Genomic DNA, 20,141 nt, shown 5'->3' with positions numbered 1-20,141 from the left:
GGACCGCTGTTTACCCCGCCGACACCACCGGATAGCGCGTCCGTATCTCGTCGAGCAGTGCTTCCACCGCCGCCACATCGGCCGTCGCGCCGCTGGGGGCGAGTGCCCAGTTGCAATGGGGGTGGGTTGCGGGGTCGTATAGGCGCACCTCGCCCAGAACGCCTTTCCAGCGCCGCCGCGTGCCGCCCCAGCGGCGGACGAGCTGGGTGGTCAGCAGGTCGGTAAGCTCGCTTGCCGTCATCAGGCGCCGGCTGCCGTCAGCCGGTCGCGCTGGTCGCGGGTCAGCGCCACGTCCCACGCGCCGACAAGTTCGTCGAGCTGCTCGGTGCTGGTCGCGCTGGCGATCGGCGCGGTCACGCCGTCCTGCGCCGCCAGCCAGGCGAGCGCGATCTGGGCCAGCGTAGCGCCGGTCTCCGCTGCCACGGCATCCATCGCTGCCAGCACCGCCGCGCCCTTGCCGGCGAGCAATTCGCCCATCCGGCCACCGCGCACGCTCTTCGACAGGTCAGCCTCGCTCCGGTACTTGCCGGTCAGGAAGCCCGAGGCGAGCCCGTAATAGGGCACCACGCCGATATTGTGGGTGATGCACAGATCCTGCAGCTCGCCTTCGAACTTGTGGCGGCTGACCAGATTATATTCGGGCTGGAGCACGCGGAAATGCGGCAGCCCCTCTTTGGTCGCAAGGTCGAGCGCTGCCTTCAGCCGGGCGGCATGGAAGTTGGAGGCGCCCAGCGCGCGGACCTTGCCGGCGTCGATCAGCGTGCCGAACGCCGCCAGATATTCGGCCTGCGGCACGCTCTCGTCATCCTGATGCGCGAAATACAGGTCGATCGTCTCGACCCCCAGCCGGGCGAGCGACGCCTCAGCCGCGGCGGCGATGCGGGCGGGGGCCAGCTTCTCGCCGCCCTCGCCGGGCAGCATGCCGACCTTGGTGGCGATCAGCACCTTGTCGCGCTTGCCGGAGCTGCGCAGCCATTCGCCGATCACGCTTTCCGATTCGCCGCCGTGATGCCCCGGCACCCAGGCCGAATAGACATCGGCGGTGTCGATCATCACCCCGCCGCGTTCGGCGAAGCGATCGAGGATGCGGAAGCTCGTCGCCTTGTCGGCGGTCCAGCCAAAGACATTGCCGCCCAGCACCAGCGGCGGGGTGGCGAGCCCGGAGGCGCCCAGCGGGCGAAGATCGGTCATGGCGTGGGCTCCGTGGCGTTGCCGCTTGCGGCGGTGGCGTTGATGTCGATCGCGGCGGCCGCGGCGTCGAGCCGGGCATTTTCGTCGCGGGTAAGGCCGGCGGGTGCGGCATCCCGTGCGCCGCCACAGGCCGACAGGGCCAGCAACAGCATCAGGGGAAGCACGCGCGCCATGGTCACTCGTCCGCCAACGCTCAGTCGGTGATCTCGTTGCCCGGCGCCGCGCCGGCATAGGAATTTTCGGCGTCGTCAAACGCGGCATTGGTGGCCATGGCCGCGTTCACATCGGCAACCGCTTCGCCCATGGTGTTGCCGTCGCCGGCCATCGCCTCATTGGCTTCGGCAGCTTCGTTCTTCGCCTTGTTGCCGCAGGCCGACAGCCCGGCCAAAGCGAGCGCCGCGACGGGGAGGATCAGTGCCTTGCGCATGGTTCTTCCTTCTGGAACGGGGTACGGCGGACGGGCTAGCCCAGCCCCGGGGCAAGGCGCAACCGGTTGGATGGTGCGTTGACCTGATATAAAGATATCTTTATATCTCTATCCCGCCCATGACAGAGCCTCTCGCCATCTTCCGCGCGCTCGCGGACTCCACCCGGTTGCGCATCGTTGCGCTGCTCCGGACGATGGAGCTGAGCGTCGGCGAACTGGCGCAGGTGCTGGGGCAGAGCCAGCCGCGGGTTTCGCGTCATGTGAAGATATTGTGCGATGCCGGGCTTGCCGAGCGGCGCAAGGAAGGCAGCTGGGTATTCGTGGCGCCCGGCGCGCGCGCGGTGGTGGCGCCGGTGCTTGCCGCGCTCGATGCCTGGGATGCGCAGGACCATTGGGTGATCGCCGATCAGGCGCGGCTGGCGGCGGTGCGTGCCGATCGCGCGGCGTCGGCCGAGGCGTGGTTCCAGAACAATGCCGGGCAGTGGGACGCGATCCGTTCGCTCCACATCGCCGAAAGCGAAGTCGAGGCGGCGATGGGCGCGGCGCTGGGCGAGGGATCGCTGGGCAGCCTGGTCGATATCGGCACCGGCACCGGGCGGATGCTCGAATTGTTCGGGCCGCGTGCGGAAACGGCGCTGGGGATCGACCGCTCTTCGGAGATGTTGCGGCTGGCGCGCGCCAAGCTGGCCGACCTGACCCATGCCGAGCTGCGCCAGGCCGATCTCTACGCGCTGCCGCTGGCGGATGGCGCTGCGGATACTGCTATATTGCATCATGTGCTGCATTTCGCGCAGCAACCGGGCGCGGCGATCGGCGAGGCGGCGCGGGTGCTGGCGCCGGGCGGCCGGCTGCTGATCGTCGATTTCGCGCCGCACGAGCGCGAGGAGCTGCGCACCCGCGACGCGCATGCGCGGCTGGGCTTTTCGGACGAGCAGATGCTCGGCTGGTTCGATCGCGCCGGGCTGGCGCCGGTGCAGGTGCAGACGCTGGAAGGCGGCGAGCTGACGGTGAAATTGTGGCTCGGTCGCAAGACCGGCGAGAGTATAGAGAAGGTGAAGGCGGCATGAGTATCGTGGATCCCCTGGCGCCGCCGCTGTTCGCCGATGTGGCGGGCGATGTGGCGGTGAGCTTCGAATTCTTCCCGCCCAAGACCGAGAAGATGGAAGAGACGCTGTGGCAGTCGATCGAGACGCTGTCGCCGCTCGGTCCCCGCTTTGTCAGCGTCACCTATGGCGCCGGTGGGACGACGCGCGAGCGCACCCATGCGACGGTTGCGCGGATCGCCCGCGAGACGCCGCTGGCCGCCGCCGCGCATCTCACCTGCGTCGAGGCGACGCGCGAGGAAATCGACCAGATCGCCGAGGAATATTGGGCGGCGGGCGTGCGGCACATTGTCGCGCTGCGCGGCGATCCGCCCCGCGCCGGCGAGAAATACCGCACCCATCCCGGCGGCTATGAGAATGCGGCCGATCTGGTCGCGGGCCTGCGCCGGCTGCACCCGTTCGAGATTTCGGTAAGCGCCTATCCGGAATGCCACCCGGATTCGCCGAGCCCCGAGGCCGATCTCGACAATCTGAAGCGCAAGATCGACGCCGGTGCCAACCGCGCGATCACCCAGTTCTTCTTCGAGGCCGAGACCTTCCTGCGTTTCCGCGACCGCGCGGCGGCGGCGGGGATCGATGCCGAGATCGTGCCGGGCATCATGCCGGTGATGAACTATGCCAGCGTCGTGCGGATGTCGGCGATGTGCGGCACCGACGTGCCGGCCTGGATGGAAAAGCTGTTCGAAGGGCTCGACGAGCATCCGGCGGCGCGGCAGCTGGTCGCGGCGACGCTGGCGGCCGAACTGTGCCGCAAGCTCTATGCGGGCGGCGTGCGACAGTTCCACTTCTACACGCTCAACCGCGCCGAGCTGAGCTACGCGATCTGCCACCTGCTGGGACTTCGCCCGCGGCAGCAGGCGGCGGTGGCGGCGGCGTAATTTTCGATCCTCCCCGGCACGGGGAGGGGGACCGCGACGCAACGCGGCGTGGTGGAGGGGGCCCTCCACCAGCGATGAATCCAGCGGAGGGCCCCCTCCACCATTCGCTCGCGCGAATGGTCCCCCTCCCCGTGCCGGGGAGGATTGAGAGGCAGACCATGACACCACGCGAGAAACTGCTGGCCGAAGCGCAGAAGCGCATCCTGATCACCGACGGCGCGTTCGGCACCGAGATCCAGCGCTGGAAGCTCGACGAGGCTGCCTATGCCGGCGATCTTGGCCTTTCGCACGACCAGAAGGGCAATAACGACATCCTCGCGCTGACCAAGCCCGAGGTGCCCGGCTCGATCCACCGCGCCTATTTCGAGGCCGGGGCCGACATCGCCGAGACCAACACCTTCTCCGCCAACCGGATCAGCCAGGCCGATTACGGCGCCGAACATCTGGTGCGCGAGATCAACATCGAGAGCGCGAAGCTCGCCCGCAGCATTGCCGACGAGTATGAGGCGAAGGACGCCGAAAAAGGTATTTGGCGCCCCCGCTTCGTTGCCGGTGCTCTCGGCCCGACCAACAAGACGCTGTCGCTCTCGCCGGACGTCAACGATCCCGGCTATCGCGAGATCGACTTCGATTACCTCAAGGACGTGTATCGCGAGCAGATCGACGCGCTGGTCGAGGGCGGCATCGACTTCGTGCTGATCGAGACGGTATTCGACACGCTCAACGCCAAGGCCGGGATCATGGCCGCGATCGAGGCGGGGGCGGCGCTGGGCCGCGACCTGCCGATCATGCTGTCGATGACGCTCACCGACCTGTCCGGGCGCAATCTTTCCGGCCACACGGTCGAGGCGTTCTGGCACGCGGTGCGCCATGCGAAGCCGGTGACGATCGGGCTCAACTGCTCGTTCGGCGCCGAACAGCTCCGCCCGCATGTGAAGACGCTGTCGGGCCTGTGCGACACGCTGATCATGGTCTACCCGAATGCCGGCCTGCCGAACGAGCTCGGCGCCTATGACGAGCTGCCGGAGACCACCGCCGGCCTGGTCAAGGAATGGGCCGATGCGGGGCAGGTGAACATCCTCGGCGGCTGCTGCGGCTCGACGCCCGCGCATATCGGCGCGATCGCGAAGGCGGTGCAGGGGCTGGCCCCGCGCAGCATCCCGACGCCCGAAGTGCGGACCCGCCTCGCCGGGCTGGAGCCGTTCACGATGGCGGCCTGACTTCTCTCCCCTCCCGCGTGCGGGAGGGGTCGGGGGGGGGCGCCCGCTCGCCTCCTGCGATCCGGCCCGTGGACAGCGGGCGCCCACCCCTAGCCCCTCCCGCATGCGGGAGGGGGATGAGTTTTGATCCATGACCACGCCTTCCTCCACCAACTTCGTCAATGTCGGCGAGCGCACCAACGTCACCGGATCGGCCCGCTTCAAGAAGCTGGTGATGGCCGGCGACTATACCGCCGCCGTCGAAGTCGCGCGCCAGCAGGTCGAAAACGGCGCGCAGGTGATCGACGTCAACATGGACGAGGGCCTGCTCGACGCCGTCGAGGCGATGACCACCTTCCTCAAGCTGATTGCCGCCGAGCCGGACATCGCCCGGGTGCCGGTGATGATCGACAGCTCGAAATGGGACGTGATCGAGGCGGGGCTGAAGTGCGTCTCGGGCAAGCCGATCGTCAACTCGATCAGCATGAAGGAAGGCGAGGAAGCGTTCCTCGCGCACGCCCGCAAGTGCATGGCCTATGGTGCGGCGGTCGTGGTCATGGCGTTCGACGAGGTCGGCCAGGCCGACACCCAGGCGCGCAAGGTCGAGATTTGCGAGCGCGCCTACAAGCTGCTCACCGGCATCGGTTTCCCGCCCGAGGATATCATCTTCGACCCCAATGTGTTCGCGGTGGCGACGGGCATCGAGGAGCACAACAACTACGGCGTCGACTTCATCGAGGCGTGCCGCGAGATCAAGAAGCGCTGCCCGCACGTCCATATCTCGGGCGGCCTGTCGAACCTGTCGTTCAGCTTCCGCGGCAACGAACCGGTGCGCCGGGCGATGCACTCGGTCTTCCTCTACTACGCGATCCCTGCCGGCATGGACATGGCGATCGTCAATGCCGGCCAGCTCGACGTCTATGACGCGATCGACCCCGAGCTGCGCCAGGCGTGCGAGGATGTGATCCTCAACCGCGATCCGGAAGCCGGCGAGCGGCTGGTCGCGCTGGCCGAGAAATATCGCGGCACCGATGCGGTGGCCGAGAAGCAGGCCGCCGAATGGCGCAGCTGGCCCGTCGCCAAGCGGCTCGAGCATGCGCTGGTCAAGGGCATCGACGCGCATGTCGTCGAGGATACCGAGGAATGCCGCCAGACCTTTGCCCGCCCGATCGAAGTGATCGAAGGCCCGCTGATGGACGGCATGAACGTCGTCGGCGACCTGTTCGGATCGGGCAAGATGTTCCTGCCGCAGGTGGTGAAGTCTGCCCGCGTGATGAAGAAGGCAGTCGCGCACCTGCTCCCCTATATCGAGGCGGAGAAGGAAGAAGGCGCCAAGGGCAAGGGCCGCATCGTGCTCGCCACCGTCAAGGGCGATGTCCACGATATCGGCAAGAACATCGTCGGCGTCGTGCTCCAGTGCAACGGGTTCGAGGTCGTCGACCTCGGCGTGATGGTGCCCTGGCCGGACATCCTCAAGGCCGCCAACGAGAATGACGCCGACATGATCGGCCTGTCGGGCCTGATCACCCCCAGCCTCGACGAAATGGTGACGGTTGCCGAGGAAATGCAGCGCGCGAACATGACGATGCCGCTGCTGATCGGCGGCGCGACCACCAGCCGCGTCCATACTGCGCTGCGCATCGACCCTGCCTATACCGGTCCGGTGGTGCACGTGCTCGACGCCAGCCGCGCCGTGGGCGTGGCGACGGCGCTCGTCTCCGATACCCAGCGCGATCCGTACGTGACCAAGGTGGCGGACGAATATGAGCATGTGCGGGCTGCACGCGCCGGCAAGGGGCAGAGCGAACTGCTGCCGCTGGAGGATGCCCGCGCCAACGCCTTCGAAGCCGACATGGCGCTCAAACCGGCCAAGCCGCGCATGCCGGGCGTGCACAGCTTCGACGACTGGGATCTCAGCGACCTGCGTCGCTATATCGACTGGACGCCCTTCTTCCGCGCCTGGGAGCTGGCGGGCAACTATCCGGCGATCCTGGAGGACGAGATTGTCGGGGAGAGCGCCAAGTCGCTGTTCGCCGATGCCCAGAAGATGCTCGACAGGATCATCGCCGAGCGCTGGCTGACCGCGCGCGGCGTGGCCGGGCTGTGGCCGTGCCGGCGCGAGGGCGACGATGTGATCGTCCACCTGCCCGACGAGGAACATGTCCGCCTGCCGTTCCTGCGGCAGCAGATCGCCAAGCGCGAGGGGCGCGCCAATATGTGCCTGGCCGATTTCATCGACCATGACGGCGACTGGATCGGCGGCTTCGCGGTCTCGATCCACGGCATCGAGCCGCACCTCGCCCGCTTCAAGGCGGCAATCGACGATTATTCGGACATCCTGCTGAAGGCGCTCGCCGACCGCCTGGCCGAGGCATTCGCGGAACGGCTGCACCAGTTCGTCCGCACCTCGCTCTGGGGCTATGCCGAGGGCGAGCAGCTCGACAATGACGCGCTGATCCGCGAGCAATATCGCGGCATCCGCCCGGCACCCGGCTACCCGGCCTGCCCGGAACACAGCCTGAAACCGATCCTGTTCGAGATGCTCGATGCGCACAAGCGCACCGGCATCAGCCTGACCGAAAGCTTCGCCATGCTGCCGACGGCGGCGGTGTCGGGATTCTATTTCGGCCACCCGCAGGCAGAATATTTCGGCGTCGCGCGCATCGGGCAGGACCAGCTCAAGGAATATGCGCTGCGGCGCGGGATCAGCGAGGAGCTGGCGACGCGGTACCTCCGGCCGAACCTGGACTGAGCGGGCGGGTCACCCTCACCCTTCCGGCGCTTTGCGCCTCCCTCCCTCTCCCGATGGGAGAGGGAAGGGGCCCGCCGCCTTAGGTGGTGGGAAGGGTGAGGGTGATCCACCCACCCCTCAAAACGCGCGGCGCACCTGCAGGTACAGATATTGCCCGTGCCGCAGCGTCCGCACCTCCCGGTACAATAACGGGCTGCTGTTCCGCGCGACCGTATAGAGATCGCGGTAATTGCTGGTCGCGGCGTTGGTGGCGTTGCCCACGTCCATGCGCACGGTCAGCTTCTTGCTCGGTTTCCAGATGCCGAAGATCGTCAGTTGCGGCTGCATGTCGACGGTGCGCAACTCGTTGATGCGATACAGCTTGTACCGGTCGGCATTGCAGCTGTGGTCGATGCCGAAGGTGAAGCGCCCGCCCTTCAAATCCTGCGTATAGGTGAGGTTGCAGGTGAACGGCACTTCCTTGGCATAGCGCCGCCGTTCGCCGGTCAGCGGGTCGGTCACGCGCGAGCGCGTGAGCGCGCCCGTGGCGCGCAACCGGCCACCCTTCAGCCCCAGCTTGTCGAACGGCAGGTTGAGCGTGCCGGACAGCGTATCGCGCGTGCCGTCGCCGATATTGCCGACCGCGTCATAGCCCCCCGCCAGCGGGATATAGTCGATCACGTCGCTGGTCGCTTCGTGCACTAAGCCGAGTTCGAGCGCGCCGTCGCCCCAGAAACGATGGTCGTACACCGCCTCCATCGTCCAGGTGCGCTGCGGTACCAGCCGGGCGTTGCCGGCGAGCACCGTGCCCAGGTTGATCTCGGTCGCGGCGATGAAATCGTTGAAGTCGAGCTGGCTGACGGTGCGCTCCAGCCGCAGCCGCAACTGGTCGCGCTTGCCGAGCTGGCGGGTGATCTGCAGACGCGGCTTGGGATAGAAGAAGGATCGGCTGCGGTCGGTGTCGCCGTCGCTGGCGATCCGCGAAACCTCGGCGCGCAACCCGCCTTCGATCGTCCAGTTGGCCGAGGGCGTCCAGGTCGCCTGGCCGAACACTTCGCCGCGCAATTCGCTGACGAACACCTTCTGGTCGGGCAGCGGGATGGGCACGCCGGCTGCGGTATAGACCGTGCTGTTGTCGACGAAGTTATAGGCAATCTCGCCGCCGCCCTCGAACGACCAGTCCTTGTCCAGCTTGTAGCGCAGGATCGGCCGGAACACGCTTTCGCCGTCGCGCGAGGCGGAATCGAACGTGCTGGCAAGGCTGCTGATCGAACTGGCACTGGTATAGCTGCTATGGCCCAGCCGTTGCAGCGCGATCAGCTCCAGCTCGGCCTTCTCGCCCAGCGAGCGCGTCCAGTTGGCACCCAGCTCGGCCTTCCAGTTGTGCGTCCGGTCGCTCGCCCAGTCATTGGTGCCGGCGCCTTGTTCCACCATCACCTGCTGGTTGCTGTTCAGCGGCGTATAGTCGAACCGGCCGTTGAGGTGCAGCAGCCCGCCGCCGACATCGCGCTCGATGCTGCCGCGCACATTGGCGTTTCGATACCGGTCCGACAGATCGAGGTCCGCGCGCTGGATCAGGTTGCCGGCGGCATCGGTGCGCGTGCGCGTGCCCCAGGCGGTGCCGGTGCTGGTGCGGTCGCGCGCCACCTCGACGATCAGTTCCTCGCGCGCATCGCCATCGCGATGGTTATATTGCAGCGTAAGGTCCGGGCCGACAAAGCCGTTGGTATAGATGAAACTCTGGAGGTCGATCAGCTTTTCGGTCGACTCGTTGCGCTTGAGCACGATGTTGGCAATCACCGGCCGCCCTTGCATGTCGATGCCCGGCGCGCCGCCGCGGATCAGCTCGATGCGGGCGACGCTGCCCAGGCTGATGCGGCGCAAGGTTTCCGCCATGCCCTGACTTTTGAGCACGATCGGCTTGCCGTCGATCAGGATGTTGCCGCTGTTGCCGGCCAGGCCGCGTGCATCGGTACTGCCGAAATCGGGCGTGAAGCCGGGCAGGCGCTGTATCATCTCCAGCGCGGTCGAAAGCGCGGTCTTGGCGAAATAGTCCGGACCGAACATCAGCGTACCGGTTTCGCCCGCAGTACCCGGCATCTGTTGCTGCGCCAGCGTCACGGCAGGCCACGCCAATGCCACCGCCGTCAGAACCGACCCCAATTTCCGGTATTCACGAAACGTAACGATACGCGCCCCCACCCGATAGACAAGATTGTGACGCAAAGCCCGGCGACTTGCCACCGGGCGCGGAAAGTGAATTGCATATTTCCCAACTTATGTTGCCGTACGTGGCCTTTCTGCCACGCTCTTCACACGGCTACAGCGCCTGCGCCGCCGCCCAGCCGCTGGCCCAGGCCCATTGGAAATTATACCCGCCCAGCCAGCCGGTGACGTCGACTGCTTCGCCGATCGCATACAGTCCGGGTACGCGCCGCGCTTCCATTGTCTGCGAGGAGAGATCGGTGGTGCTGATGCCGCCGACGGTCACTTCCGCCTTGGCAAAGCCTTCGGTGCCACTGGGGCGGAAGGTCCAACCCGCCAGCCGACGTTCCGCCTCGGCAAGGATTGCGTCCCGGCAATTCCCGAGTTCGGCCGGCAGCGCGATCCGCTCCGCCAGCGTCGTGGACAGCCGGTCGGGCAGGGCGCGGGCGAGCAGCGCGCGCAGGCCCAGCCGGGGCTCGGCACGCTTGGCCGCGGCAAGCCAGCCGGGTGCGTGCTCGGGCAGGAAGTCGATCGTGATCGTCTCGCTATGCCGCCAATAGGAAGAAACCTGCAGGATCGCCGGCCCCGACAGGCCGCGATGCGTGAACAAAGCCGCCTCGCGGAACGCCGCCTTGCCCGCGCGCGCCTCGACCGGCGCCGATACGCCCGCCAGATCGCGGAACAGCGCCTCATCTGGGCCGAGCGTCAGCGGCACGAGTGCGGGGCGCGGTTCGACCACTTTCAGCCCGAAACGCCGCGCCAGATCATAGGCAAAGCCGGTCGCCCCCAGCTTGGGGATGGCGGGGCCGCCGGTGGCGATAACGAGGGCAGGGGCCTCGGCGGTGCCGACGGCGGTCGTGACGCGGAACCGGCCATCGGCATGGTCGATATCGGTAATCGCCGCGCTCAGCCGCAGCTCGACGCCGCCCCGCGCGCACTCGTCGAGCAACAGGTCGACAATCTGCCGCGCCGATCCGTCGCAGAACAACTGGCCCAGCGTCTTTTCATGCCAGGCAATGCCGTGCCGTTCGACCAGTGCCAGAAAGTCCTGCGCCGTGTAGCGGCCGAGCGCCGACTTGGCGAAATGCGGATTGGCGGAAAGATAGCGGTCGGCCGCCGCACCGATATTGGTGAAGTTGCAGCGGCCGCCGCCCGAAATCAGGATCTTCTTGCCCGGCGCATCGGCATGGTCGAGCAGCAGCACGCGGCGCCCGCGCTGCCCGGCCATGGCCGCGCAGAACATCCCCGCCGCACCGGCGCCGAGAAGGATCGCGTCATAGGATGGGATGGGCGCAGCCATCCCTCGCCGCTAGCGGTTCCCGGCGCCGTGCGCCAGCTAGGAGGCTGGCGTCAGCCCGGCAAGCTGCTGGAGTGCCGCGACATGGCCGTCGAACGCCTTGCGGCCCGCCCGCGTCATTGCTGCCCAGGTCCGCTGCCGCCCGTTCGCCGCCGCCTTGCGCAGCTGGACATAGTCCGCTTCCGCCAGCGCGGCGAGGTGCTTGGACAGGACGGAGTCGCTCACCTGCACCAGTTCGCGCAGCGTCGCGAATTCTGCGTCCTGCACATTGGCGAGCAGCGCCATCAGCTGCAGCCGCGCGGGCGGGTGGATCACCGGATCGAAGGCCGGCGCCTTCACGCCGCCACCCCCAGTTCGCGCCGGAACACTCGCTGCCAAATGACGCTGCCATAATAGGCAAACGGCATCGTCAGCGCCGCCAGCGCGACCGACGGCCACACCATCTCGCGGACGATGGCGCAGTAGACGCTCAGCCCATAAAGCGCGAGCAGCATCGGCAGGAATGCGGCAATCACGCGCCGCGTCCGTCCCCGGCGATAGCCGTTGATGAACATGCCCAGCCGCCGGCGATCCCATCGCACGACCAGCGCCACGCCGATCAGCACCGGCACCAGCGCGACCAGCTGATAGGGCGCGAACACGGGCGACAGCACGACGCCGGCCATCAACCCCGCAAAGGCCAGATGCCGCGCCGGCGGGCAATGCGCCACCCGGGCAAGCTGTTCCCGGCTGGCCTGCATCGCGTCCAGCGCCGCGCGCGCTTCGGTTGCATTCGTCATTGCGGCACCTCTCTTTCCAATATGGAAAGCGATAGCTGTGACTTTCCGACTCGGCAAGTTAAAACTTTCCATTATGGAAAGTGAGCGCGACCATGAGGGGATCGAGGGCCACATCGGGCGGCGGGCGCATTCATTCCCGACCAGTGTCGTAAAAGGCGAATTTCCCAAAATTTCGCGCCCGATGAATAGAGTCTTATTAAAATATTCGATGTTAGACATGTTGTTTGGGTAAAATATTATTAGAACCATCCATAATCGATCTATGTAAACGCAACATCCTCCGCAATGAAGCAATGTATTATGGAATAATACTGAGTTTGGTGAAATGTTTTGCGTGCGGTTGAGGTTGTACACTCGCCGGTAACGCATATTCTATTAGGAGGAAATATGTCTGTATTAATTGAGTACGCGGCTGCTCCGGGTTGGGTGCTGGCGGCAAGCGATCTCCAGACTGGGTCGAAGGTCGTGCTGAAGCGGCTTACGCCCGACATCGATACCAATCTTATCCTCTGGGACGTCAACGCTGCCAGCAAGACGATCCGTCTCAGCAATAGCCCGGCCACGGCCCGGCTGTTTTTGACGGCACCCTCCTCCAAGAGCGAAACCCAGTTGATCGTGGATCAATTGTCGTCGACGGCCCTGCAGAAGTGGTCGATGACCGGTAACCCCGGGGTTATCAGCTCGATCAGCGTGCCGGGCATGGTGGCTGATGACAAGAACCGGGTTCTGCAGGAAAACAATCCCATCTGGCTGTACCCCAACAACAGCTCGCCGGCGCAGCTCTGGCTGCGCAACTCGGTGGACGCTGCCACGCTGGCGGCCGATCTCGAGCTTCTCGAAGAGGCTTGAGCGGAGACGGGTCCGCGTGCCGGTGCCGGGCGACCGCGGCTCGGCCTGATCGGACCTGAGGATCCGTTTCAATAGAACCGGGCGCAGGGGCTGGGCGGCTTGTACATGTCGCATCAGGCCCTGCGCCTGGTCTTCCCGGCGGCGCTCGGGTCACGCCCGCTGGCGATTGCCGCACCGGGCCGCTGGCCCTTCGCCCTCGCATCGGCTAGGCGCTGGCCGATCATGCTCAATCTAACCGACATCACGGTGCGCCTGGGCGGGCGCACGATCCTCGACGGCGCCACCGCCAAGCTGCCCCCGCGTGGCCGCATCGGCCTGATTGGCCGCAACGGCGCCGGCAAGTCGACGCTGGTGAAGGTGATCGCCAGCCAGCTCGAACCCGATGGCGGCAGCGTCGACATGCCGCGCGGCGCGCGCATAGGCTATATCGCGCAGGAGGCCCCCGGCGGCACTGCGACGCCGTTCGAAACCGTGCTCGCCGCCGACACCGAGCGCGCCGCCCTGCTCCACGAAAGCGAAACCAGCCACGATCCCGACCGGCTCGGCGAAATCCATGAGCGGCTGATCGCGATCGACGCCCATGCAGCCCCCTCACGCGCCGCGCGCATCCTGGTCGGCCTCGGCTTCGACGAGGAGATGCAGCACCGCGAACTGGAGAGCTTTTCGGGCGGCTGGCGGATGCGCGTCGCGCTCGCCAGCCTGCTCTTTTCGCAGCCCGACCTGCTGCTGCTCGACGAGCCCTCTAACCACCTCGATCTAGAAGCAGTGCTGTGGCTGGAGGACTTCCTCAAATCCTATCCGGCGACGATCCTGCTGGTCAGCCATGAACGCGACTTCCTCAACAATGTCGTCGACCACATCCTCCACCTCGAACGCGGCAAGCTGACGCTCTATCCCGGCGGTTACGACGCGTTCGAGCGCCAGCGCGCCGAGCGTCAGGCCCAGATCGCTGCCGCGCGCGCCAAGCAGGCGGCCGAGCGCGAGAAGCTGCAGGACTATATCGCCCGCAACTCCGCCCGCGCTTCGACCGCCAAGCAGGCGCAGAGCCGCGCCAAGGCGCTGGCGCGGATGCAGCCGATCGCCGAGCTGGTCGACGATCCCTCGCTCAGCTTCGATTTCCCCAACCCGGACGAGCTGCGCCCGCCGCTGATCACGCTCGACATGGCCAGCGTCGGCTATGGCGACAGGCCGATCCTCCAGCGGCTCAACCTGCGCATCGACCCCGACGACCGCATCGCGCTGCTTGGCCGCAACGGTAACGGCAAGACCACGCTCGCCCGGCTGCTCGCCGCGCAGCTCACGCCGATGGACGGCGCGATCAACGCCAGCGGCAAGATGAAGGTGGGATACTTCACCCAATATCAGGTGGAGGAACTCGACCGCGACGACACGCCGCTCGAGCACATGACGCGCAACATGGCCGGTGCCAGCCCGGCGGCGGTGCGCGCGCAGCTCGGCCGGTTCGGCTTTTCGGGCGACAAGGCGACCACCAAGGTCGGCAAGCTGTCGGGCGGCGAGCGCGCCCGCCTCGCGCTGGCGCTGATCACCCGCGACGCGCCGCACCTGCTGATCCTCGACGAACCGACCAACCACCTCGACGTCGATGCGCGCGAGGCGCTGATCCAGGCGCTCAACGGCTATACCGGCACCGTCGTCGTGGTCAGCCACGACCGCCACATGCTCGAGATGACCGCCGACCGGCTGGTGCTGGTCGACCAGGGCACCGCGCGCGAGTTCGACGGCAGCCTCGACGACTATATCGCCTTCGTGCTTGCCAAGGATCCCGCCGGATCGAAGGGCGGCGCGGCGAAGGAGAACCGCAAGGACGCCCGCCGCGCCGCCGCCGAGGCGCGCGAAAAGGGCAATGCCCTGCGCAAGGCGGCCAAGGCGGCCGAGGCGGAGATCGCGAAGCTGCAGGGCCAGCTATCGGCACTCGATCGGGCGATGTTCGATCCGTCGAGCGCCGAGCCCGCGCTGGCGAAGCTAACCATGACCGACCTGATGAAGCGCCGCGCCGATGTGGCGGCGCAAATCGAGGCGGCGGAACTGGCGTGGATGGAAGCCAGCGAGGCGCTGGAGGGCATCGGGGGGTGACCCGATCCTCCCCCGGAGCGGGGGCGGTAATCGTATTTGGCGCTTTCGCTCCCCTCCCTGAAAGAGAGGGGCTGGGGGTGGGTCCGCCGCAGTTAGGCGGCGGGTTCGCTGTCCGGTAAGGAGAGAGTCTTCGGAGCGCGCGGACGCGCGCACCCACCCCCCAACCCCTCCCTTTCAGGGAGGGGAGCGAAAGGTCATTGCCCCGGCTCCCGGGCGCGCGGGATTACCGCACCAATCCCTCCGCCGCGTAAAACGCCGCCAGCGCGTGCGGAGACAGCAGCGCCACCTTCGGCACCGTCCAGCCGTCGAACTCCGCCCGGTAGCGCCGCCGGTTCCGCCGCGAGGTGACGGCGATATGGTGCAGCATCACCCATTTCACACTGTCCCGCCCGCCAGCCAGCGCGCCGAGCCGGTCCGGCTCGAACCAGCAGCGGCGGACATAGCGATACAGGCTCGTCGCCGCATCGAGGTCGAGCAGGATCACCCCCGTCGCCCGGGCCAGCCGCTGTGGGAACAGGCGCGAATAATTGCCCTCGATCACCCAGCGCTCGCCGGCGATCGCCGCATCATGGAGCGCGGTAAATTCGTCTGCCGGGCGCGGCACCCAGTCGGTGCCGGGCAAATGGTGGAGCTGGTCGAGATGCACCACCGGCACGTCCCGCGCGCGCCCGATCGCCACTGCCAGCGTCGATTTGCCGCTGTTCGACGGACCCATGATGCAGATGCGCGGCCCCAGCATGTCGAGCCGCGTTGTCCCGCTTTCCTGGCGCATCCCCGCCTCCCGCATCGCGTGGCGGGGCGATGCGCTATTCCGCGCCGCCTGTCGAGGGGATGCCCCGGCGCGCGGGGTACACGCGCCGGGGCAGGGGCTCAGCCATGATGTTCATGGTGCGGCTCGGGATGCGGGCGCGGATGCTGTCCGCCCGAGGGTTGATGGTAGGCGACCCGTGGCGGTGCGGCGTAGCGCGGCGGCTGGGGCGGGCCCCAATGCTGCTGCGGCGCCGGCTGCCGCCACGCCGACATGGCGTGGGCATTTTGGGGCTGGGCAACCTGGCCGTTGGCGCGGAAGGACCGGTCAAACCGGCTCGTCTGTGCCTGCCCCGGATTGGGCTGCGACCAGTGCTGGCCGCCGGAGGGGCCGCGTGCCGGCACCCGCGACGCATCGAGCGGCCGGGCCGTCGCCGCCATCGCCGGGCGACCGTGATTGGCCGAGGCGAAGGCATTGGGGTTGTGCCACGCCGCCATCAGGTGCGACTGCTGGTTGCTGGTCGGCGCGATATGCGCTTCGTGCGCCGCGGCCAGTTCCTGCGCCCTTGCCTGCGCCTGCACGCCGCCCGGCCCGCCATTATAGCTGACATGGGTGACGTTATTCACCACCACGTTGCGCTGGTAGACATTGGTGACGTTGGTGACATTGGTGACGTTGGTCACCGTCTTGTTGTAAAAGACGTGACCGCCATTCCAGTATCCGCCCTGATAGCCGAAGCCGGTATAGCCAAAGCCATAGGATACCCCGCCATAGAAGCCGACATGCGGCCCCCAATAGCCCGAATGGAACACATAAACGCCGCCCGACCAGCCCCACCAGGGCGGAGTCCACAACAGGCCGGGGCGCGGCGCGAGCACCCAGGTGCCCGGCACCCAGAAATAGGATTCGCTGTAATCGTCCCAGGCCCAATAGCCCGGCGTCCAGATATAGTCCGGCCCCGGCAGCGGCGGCTGCGCATAGACGGGAAGCGGCGGCGGTGCGAGATGCACGCTGATGCCGATCGAAACCTGCGCCGAGGCAGTGCCCGCGCAGGGGAAAGCCGAGGCCAGAATGGTCGCGGCGGCCCATAGCTTCTTCATGGTGATCGCTCCTGCGTGTCCCCCGCAGTAATCCGGGAAATAAAGCAGGCTCGATGAACGCTGAATTGCTGATCCGGCACTTGCGCAGATTTTCAGGGTTAACGGGCGGGGAAGGGCTCCCAGCGCGCAGGGCCGCAGCGGAGTGTATCTGCCGGGGCCGGCGCGGACAGGCCCGGCGGCAGCGGCGAGGCGCCGCCTGGCCCGACGGCAAGATCGGCGAAGGCGACCAGCCACCGCGTCGCCGGATCGAACGCCACGCCGTCCAGCGTCGCGCCGATGGGATGGCCGGCATCGTGCCCGCGCATCACCAGCGTGCCGCCATCGCCGCGCACTGCGCGCAGCACGATGTCGCGATAGACCGGAATCGAAAGGCCGATCGCATGGGCATCGTAGCGCGTGTCGAAATCGATCGGCCGTGCCACGCCGCGCAGGCAGACATTGTCATAGACGATGCGCTGCACCAGCCCGCCCCGGCTCGCGTCGCTCTTGATGCGCAGGCCGGCGGTGGTGCCGTCAAAGGTTGCGCCACGCACCAGAATGTCGCTGACCCCGGCATTGGTTTCGCTGCCGATCGACAGGCCGTGACCGGCATAGAAATGGCTGTCGAGGATCGAGACGTGCCGCGTCGCGCCCTTGCCGGCCTTGATCGCGATATTGTCGTCGCCGGTGCGGATATAGGCACGGGCGATGGTGATGTCCTGCGATGCACCCGGATCGATACCGTCGGTGTTGCGGGCATCGGCCGGTGTGTCGATCCGCACGCCCCAGAAGGTTGCGGCCTGCACCCCGTTCATCGCGACGTGGAAATTGGCGGCGTTGCGCAGCGTGATGCGATAGAAGACGATGTCGCGCGCATCGTCGATTTCGATCAGCCGGGGATTGTTCTGCTTGCCGCCGTCGCGCTGTGCCTGGCGGGCGAGCTGCCACCAGGTCGCGCCGCCGCGCCCCGTCATCGCCGCACCGCCGCGCCCGTCGATCACGCCATCGCCGACGATGCCGCCGCCGCGCGTACCGGCAAAGCGCAGGAACGGCGCGCACCCCTTGCCCTTGTCGTCGATCGTGCCGCAGCGCCCGGCCAGGTCATAGGCGCGCGGATCGGGGCTGGCGGCGAGCACCGCGCCGGCATCGATCCACAGCGTGACGCCGGACTTCATGGCGAGCGGCCCGCTCTCGAACCGCCCGCTCGCCGTCCCCGGCACCAGCCGCACCGCCGCGCCGGCACGGCAATGGTCGATCGCCGCCTGCAGCCGCCGCGTGTCGGTGCCGGGGGCGGGGTCGGGCTGGGCGGCGAGGGTGGTGCAGACGGCGGCGGGCAGGGCCGGCTCGGTCACGGTTCGCCGGTCCTGCGCATGGGCGGGGAGGGCAGGCAGGCAGGCGGCGAGGAACAGGATCGGGCGCAGGGGGAGCATCGGGATACGCGGCATGGGGGCACTCGCTGGGGTGGCGGGCGTTTCTATACCGGGCATCACGCGAGCCCAAGGGCCTAAGTCATGCGGGGGAATGCGGGGACAGGGTAATGCGGGGACAGCAGGGTAATGCGGGGACAGTATATCTATTCTCCTGGTAATGCTGGGACAGTATACCTATTTCATCCCCTTCCGCCGCCCCGGCTTGCCGGGCGCCAGCTTTCGCCCGAGCGCTGCTTCCCAATCCCCCACCAGCTCCGGTGCCGCCAGCGGCCGGCCGGTGCGCAGGCGCGCCTCGATCGCGTCGGCCTGGGCTTCCCCCTCAGCGTCGAGGTCGGCTGCTTCCAGCCCGTGCTGCAGCAGCGCGCGCCAGTTGCGGACATGGCTGCCGAGCGCGGCGATGTCGGTCAGCGGATCGTCGGCGCTGCGTCGTCCATTGATGTGGCTGCGCGCGCTCGACCAGCGCCAGTCGGCGGCCTCTGCCACCAGACCCGCCGCCACCGGGTTGCGCTCGACATAGCGCACCGCTGCCATCAGATGCGCGTCATCCATCGGATAGCTGGCGAAGCGGCCCTGGAACAGGTGCCCGGTCCAGCCCTCTCGAAGATTGACATGGCGGGTATAGCGCCGATGCGCCTCCCCCAGCATCGCCCGCAGCCCGTCGGCCGTTTCGGGGACAAGGATGAGGTGGACGTGATTGTCCATCAGGCACCACGCCAGGCACCGCGTACCGCTCGCCGCCGCCGCCTCGCGCAGCAGGGAGAGGTAGAGCGTGCGGTCCTCCTCGCAGAAGAATACCGGCAATCGGCGGTTCCCCCGCTGCGTCACATGATGCGCCACGCCCGGCACAACGATCCGCGAAAGCCTTGCCATGGGTGGAGGCTAGGCGGGCGGGGTAGGGGAGTCAAATAGGTATACTGTCCCCGAATTCCCCCGAATTCCCACGTCGAGAAAGTTACTGCCAGCCTCTCAGCATCCGCTCCAAACCTTCCGTGACTCGAGCAAGGCGCTCAAAGTCAACTTTATCCGGCGTATCTTCCGGAGTGTGATAGTAAGGATAACGGAACGGAGCGGTGTCGGTGATCATCAACGACGGTACGTCGATCTTGCCGAAGGACCAGTGGTCGGACCATTCGATGCCCTGAACGAAGCCGGGCGCGGTTCCGCCAACGCTTGGGAATTGCGCAACTGCGCGAAACGCTGCGACCGCGCGCCGCACGAGCGGACGCGAGGAGACGGTACCCACGAACGCAACGAAGTTGCCGGTGCCGGGGTACAGCGCGCCGAGCGGAAAGGGATAATGCTGGCTATCCGCCTGATCGCTGTAGAAGCCTAAGGTTTCCAGCGAGAACATGGCACTCGGTTTCAGCCCCCTGTCCGCCAGCGCCCGGGCATAAACGAGACTGCCCATCCGGTCGGTTTGAAAATATGGCGGCTCTTCATTCGCAAAGAAGACCAGTCGCATGCGGACCTTCGCCTCGCCTCGCTGGTCGGCCAGCATACGCGCCAATTCCATCAGGGCTGCGGCGCCACTGGCATTGTCGTTGGCACCGGGCATGTCGCCGACGCTGTCATAATGTGCTCCGACCACCAGTGTCGGTGCGCCGGGAACGGCAGGCTCAATCATCGCTTCGAGATTGGCCGCCCGCCCCCCGTCAAAGGTCTGACGCGCGACTTTATAGCCAAGCATTGTCAGCGTGCGCTCGATGTAGGCAGCGGCTTTGGCATAGCCGGGTGCATGGCCTATGTTATGCGGCCTAGTACCGATCGCGACGACATGGGAGCGGAGACGCCGAGCAAGATCGCTTTCGGCCGAACTTAGCGCAGGCAAGGGCCCGGCCCACGACTTGCCTGGAACTGAGGTCATCCAGCACAGCGCCATTAGAGGTGTCAGGAAGAGCGCGGTCAGAATCGCTATCACGATCAAACGCGTGCTATTTTCCCCTATCCACGCCCGCATGGCTCCTCCCTCTTCGCAACGGTATCCACCTTTCGTGCTGTCGTCCATCTTGCGGATGCAAAGAGCAGGGAAATGTGGGGACAGGAGCAGCGAAATGTAGGTTCAGGACTCACTGATCAGAGCCAGAAGATGACGGTGGCAGCGAGTGCAATCGCCGAGAAGAAGACGGTCGGG

The 20,141-nt window shown here is 66.9% G+C and carries 19 protein-coding genes; 6 read left to right on the top strand and 13 right to left on the bottom strand.

Features of this window, described 5'->3' with window-relative positions; translation table 11 throughout:
* Positions 1–10: 10 nt before the first annotated feature.
* Genes ACT53M_RS03880 through ACT53M_RS03865 form a run of 4 tightly spaced genes read right to left on the bottom strand, consistent with a single transcriptional unit; the run spans position 11 to position 1,618 of the window.
* Positions 11–241 (bottom strand): hypothetical protein, encoded by a 231-nt coding sequence (locus ACT53M_RS03880; protein WP_476231619.1) that lies wholly within the window; start codon positions 239–241, stop codon positions 11–13.
* Positions 241–1,191, bottom strand: coding sequence for an aldo/keto reductase (locus ACT53M_RS03875; protein ID WP_476231617.1), 951 nt, complete (start codon positions 1,189–1,191; stop codon positions 241–243). The genes ACT53M_RS03880 and ACT53M_RS03875 overlap by 1 nt, the downstream gene beginning before the upstream one ends.
* Positions 1,188–1,364, bottom strand: a complete 177-nt coding sequence (locus ACT53M_RS03870; protein WP_476231616.1) for a hypothetical protein — start codon at positions 1,362–1,364, stop codon at positions 1,188–1,190. Before ACT53M_RS03870 ends, ACT53M_RS03875 begins: the two co-directional genes overlap by 4 nt.
* A 20-nt stretch (positions 1,365–1,384) precedes the next feature.
* Positions 1,385–1,618, bottom strand: a complete 234-nt coding sequence (locus tag ACT53M_RS03865) for a hypothetical protein (RefSeq protein WP_476231615.1) — start codon at positions 1,616–1,618, stop codon at positions 1,385–1,387.
* A gap of 119 nt (positions 1,619–1,737) precedes the next feature.
* Here ACT53M_RS03865 and ACT53M_RS03860 point away from each other — a divergent pair, with 119 nt between their 5' ends.
* The 4 genes from ACT53M_RS03860 to metH all read left to right on the top strand — a co-directional run bounded on the left by ACT53M_RS03860 (position 1,738) and on the right by metH (position 7,550).
* Positions 1,738–2,685, top strand: coding sequence for an ArsR/SmtB family transcription factor (locus ACT53M_RS03860; protein WP_476231613.1), 948 nt, complete (start codon positions 1,738–1,740; stop codon positions 2,683–2,685).
* A complete protein-coding gene (metF, locus tag ACT53M_RS03855; RefSeq protein ID WP_476231612.1) occupies positions 2,682–3,599 on the top strand; it encodes a methylenetetrahydrofolate reductase in 918 nt (305 codons plus the stop codon). Before ACT53M_RS03860 ends, metF begins: the two co-directional genes overlap by 4 nt.
* 158 nt (positions 3,600–3,757) lie before the next feature.
* Positions 3,758–4,819: a homocysteine S-methyltransferase family protein gene (locus ACT53M_RS03850; RefSeq protein ID WP_476231611.1), complete on the top strand. Its 1,062-nt coding sequence runs from the start codon at positions 3,758–3,760 to the stop codon at positions 4,817–4,819.
* 130 nt (positions 4,820–4,949) lie between these two features.
* A complete protein-coding gene (gene metH / locus ACT53M_RS03845) occupies positions 4,950–7,550 on the top strand; it encodes a methionine synthase (protein WP_476231609.1) in 2,601 nt (866 codons plus the stop codon).
* Positions 7,551–7,667: 117 nt separating this feature from the next.
* On the opposite strand, the gene ACT53M_RS03840 is transcribed toward metH, so the two are convergent.
* The 4 genes from ACT53M_RS03840 to ACT53M_RS03825 all read right to left on the bottom strand — a co-directional run bounded on the left by ACT53M_RS03840 (position 7,668) and on the right by ACT53M_RS03825 (position 11,810).
* The gene (locus ACT53M_RS03840) at positions 7,668–9,671 is read right to left on the bottom strand and encodes a TonB-dependent receptor plug domain-containing protein (RefSeq protein ID WP_476232385.1); all 2,004 of its coding nucleotides are present in this window, start codon (positions 9,669–9,671) and stop codon (positions 7,668–7,670) included.
* A 178-nt stretch (positions 9,672–9,849) separates the two neighbouring features.
* Positions 9,850–11,034: a BaiN/RdsA family NAD(P)/FAD-dependent oxidoreductase gene (locus ACT53M_RS03835; protein WP_476231607.1), complete on the bottom strand. Its 1,185-nt coding sequence runs from the start codon at positions 11,032–11,034 to the stop codon at positions 9,850–9,852.
* A 36-nt stretch (positions 11,035–11,070) separates the two neighbouring features.
* Positions 11,071–11,370, bottom strand: coding sequence for a transcriptional regulator (locus ACT53M_RS03830; protein ID WP_476231605.1), 300 nt, complete (start codon positions 11,368–11,370; stop codon positions 11,071–11,073).
* On the bottom strand, positions 11,367–11,810 hold the full coding sequence (locus ACT53M_RS03825; RefSeq protein WP_476231603.1) for a hypothetical protein: 444 nt from the start codon (positions 11,808–11,810) through the stop codon (positions 11,367–11,369). The genes ACT53M_RS03830 and ACT53M_RS03825 overlap by 4 nt, the downstream gene beginning before the upstream one ends.
* Before the next feature lie 387 nt (positions 11,811–12,197).
* On the opposite strand from ACT53M_RS03825, the gene ACT53M_RS03820 reads away from it, so the two are divergent.
* Both ACT53M_RS03820 and ACT53M_RS03815 read left to right on the top strand, forming a co-directional pair.
* Positions 12,198–12,659 carry an RICIN domain-containing protein gene (locus tag ACT53M_RS03820; protein ID WP_476231602.1) on the top strand — a complete coding sequence of 154 codons (462 nt, stop codon included), beginning with the start codon at positions 12,198–12,200 and terminating at the stop codon, positions 12,657–12,659.
* Between the two features lie 222 nt (positions 12,660–12,881).
* Entirely contained in the window at positions 12,882–14,753 is a 1,872-nt protein-coding gene (locus tag ACT53M_RS03815; RefSeq protein WP_476232383.1) for an ABC-F family ATP-binding cassette domain-containing protein, read from the top strand.
* Between the two features lie 223 nt (positions 14,754–14,976).
* On the opposite strand, the gene ACT53M_RS03810 is transcribed toward ACT53M_RS03815, so the two are convergent.
* The 5 genes from ACT53M_RS03810 to ACT53M_RS03790 all read right to left on the bottom strand — a co-directional run bounded on the left by ACT53M_RS03810 (position 14,977) and on the right by ACT53M_RS03790 (position 20,015).
* Entirely contained in the window at positions 14,977–15,525 is a 549-nt protein-coding gene (locus tag ACT53M_RS03810; RefSeq protein ID WP_476231600.1) for a P-loop NTPase family protein, read from the bottom strand.
* Positions 15,526–15,623: 98 nt separating this feature from the next.
* Positions 15,624–16,601, bottom strand: coding sequence for a YXWGXW repeat-containing protein (locus tag ACT53M_RS03805; protein ID WP_476231598.1), 978 nt, complete (start codon positions 16,599–16,601; stop codon positions 15,624–15,626).
* A 98-nt stretch (positions 16,602–16,699) separates the two neighbouring features.
* A complete protein-coding gene (locus ACT53M_RS03800; RefSeq protein ID WP_476231597.1) occupies positions 16,700–18,025 on the bottom strand; it encodes a glycoside hydrolase family 28 protein in 1,326 nt (441 codons plus the stop codon).
* Between the two features lie 159 nt (positions 18,026–18,184).
* Positions 18,185–18,880, bottom strand: a complete 696-nt coding sequence (locus tag ACT53M_RS03795) for a transposase (RefSeq protein WP_476226764.1) — start codon at positions 18,878–18,880, stop codon at positions 18,185–18,187.
* 82 nt (positions 18,881–18,962) lie between these two features.
* Entirely contained in the window at positions 18,963–20,015 is a 1,053-nt protein-coding gene (locus ACT53M_RS03790) for a M28 family peptidase (RefSeq protein ID WP_476226765.1), read from the bottom strand.
* Positions 20,016–20,141 lie beyond the last annotated feature (126 nt).

This window comes from Sphingomonas sp. DMC6 (assembly GCF_056314225.1).
The sequence above is the reverse complement of the archived record's forward strand: the minus strand, read 5'-3'. Positions and strand labels throughout refer to the sequence as shown.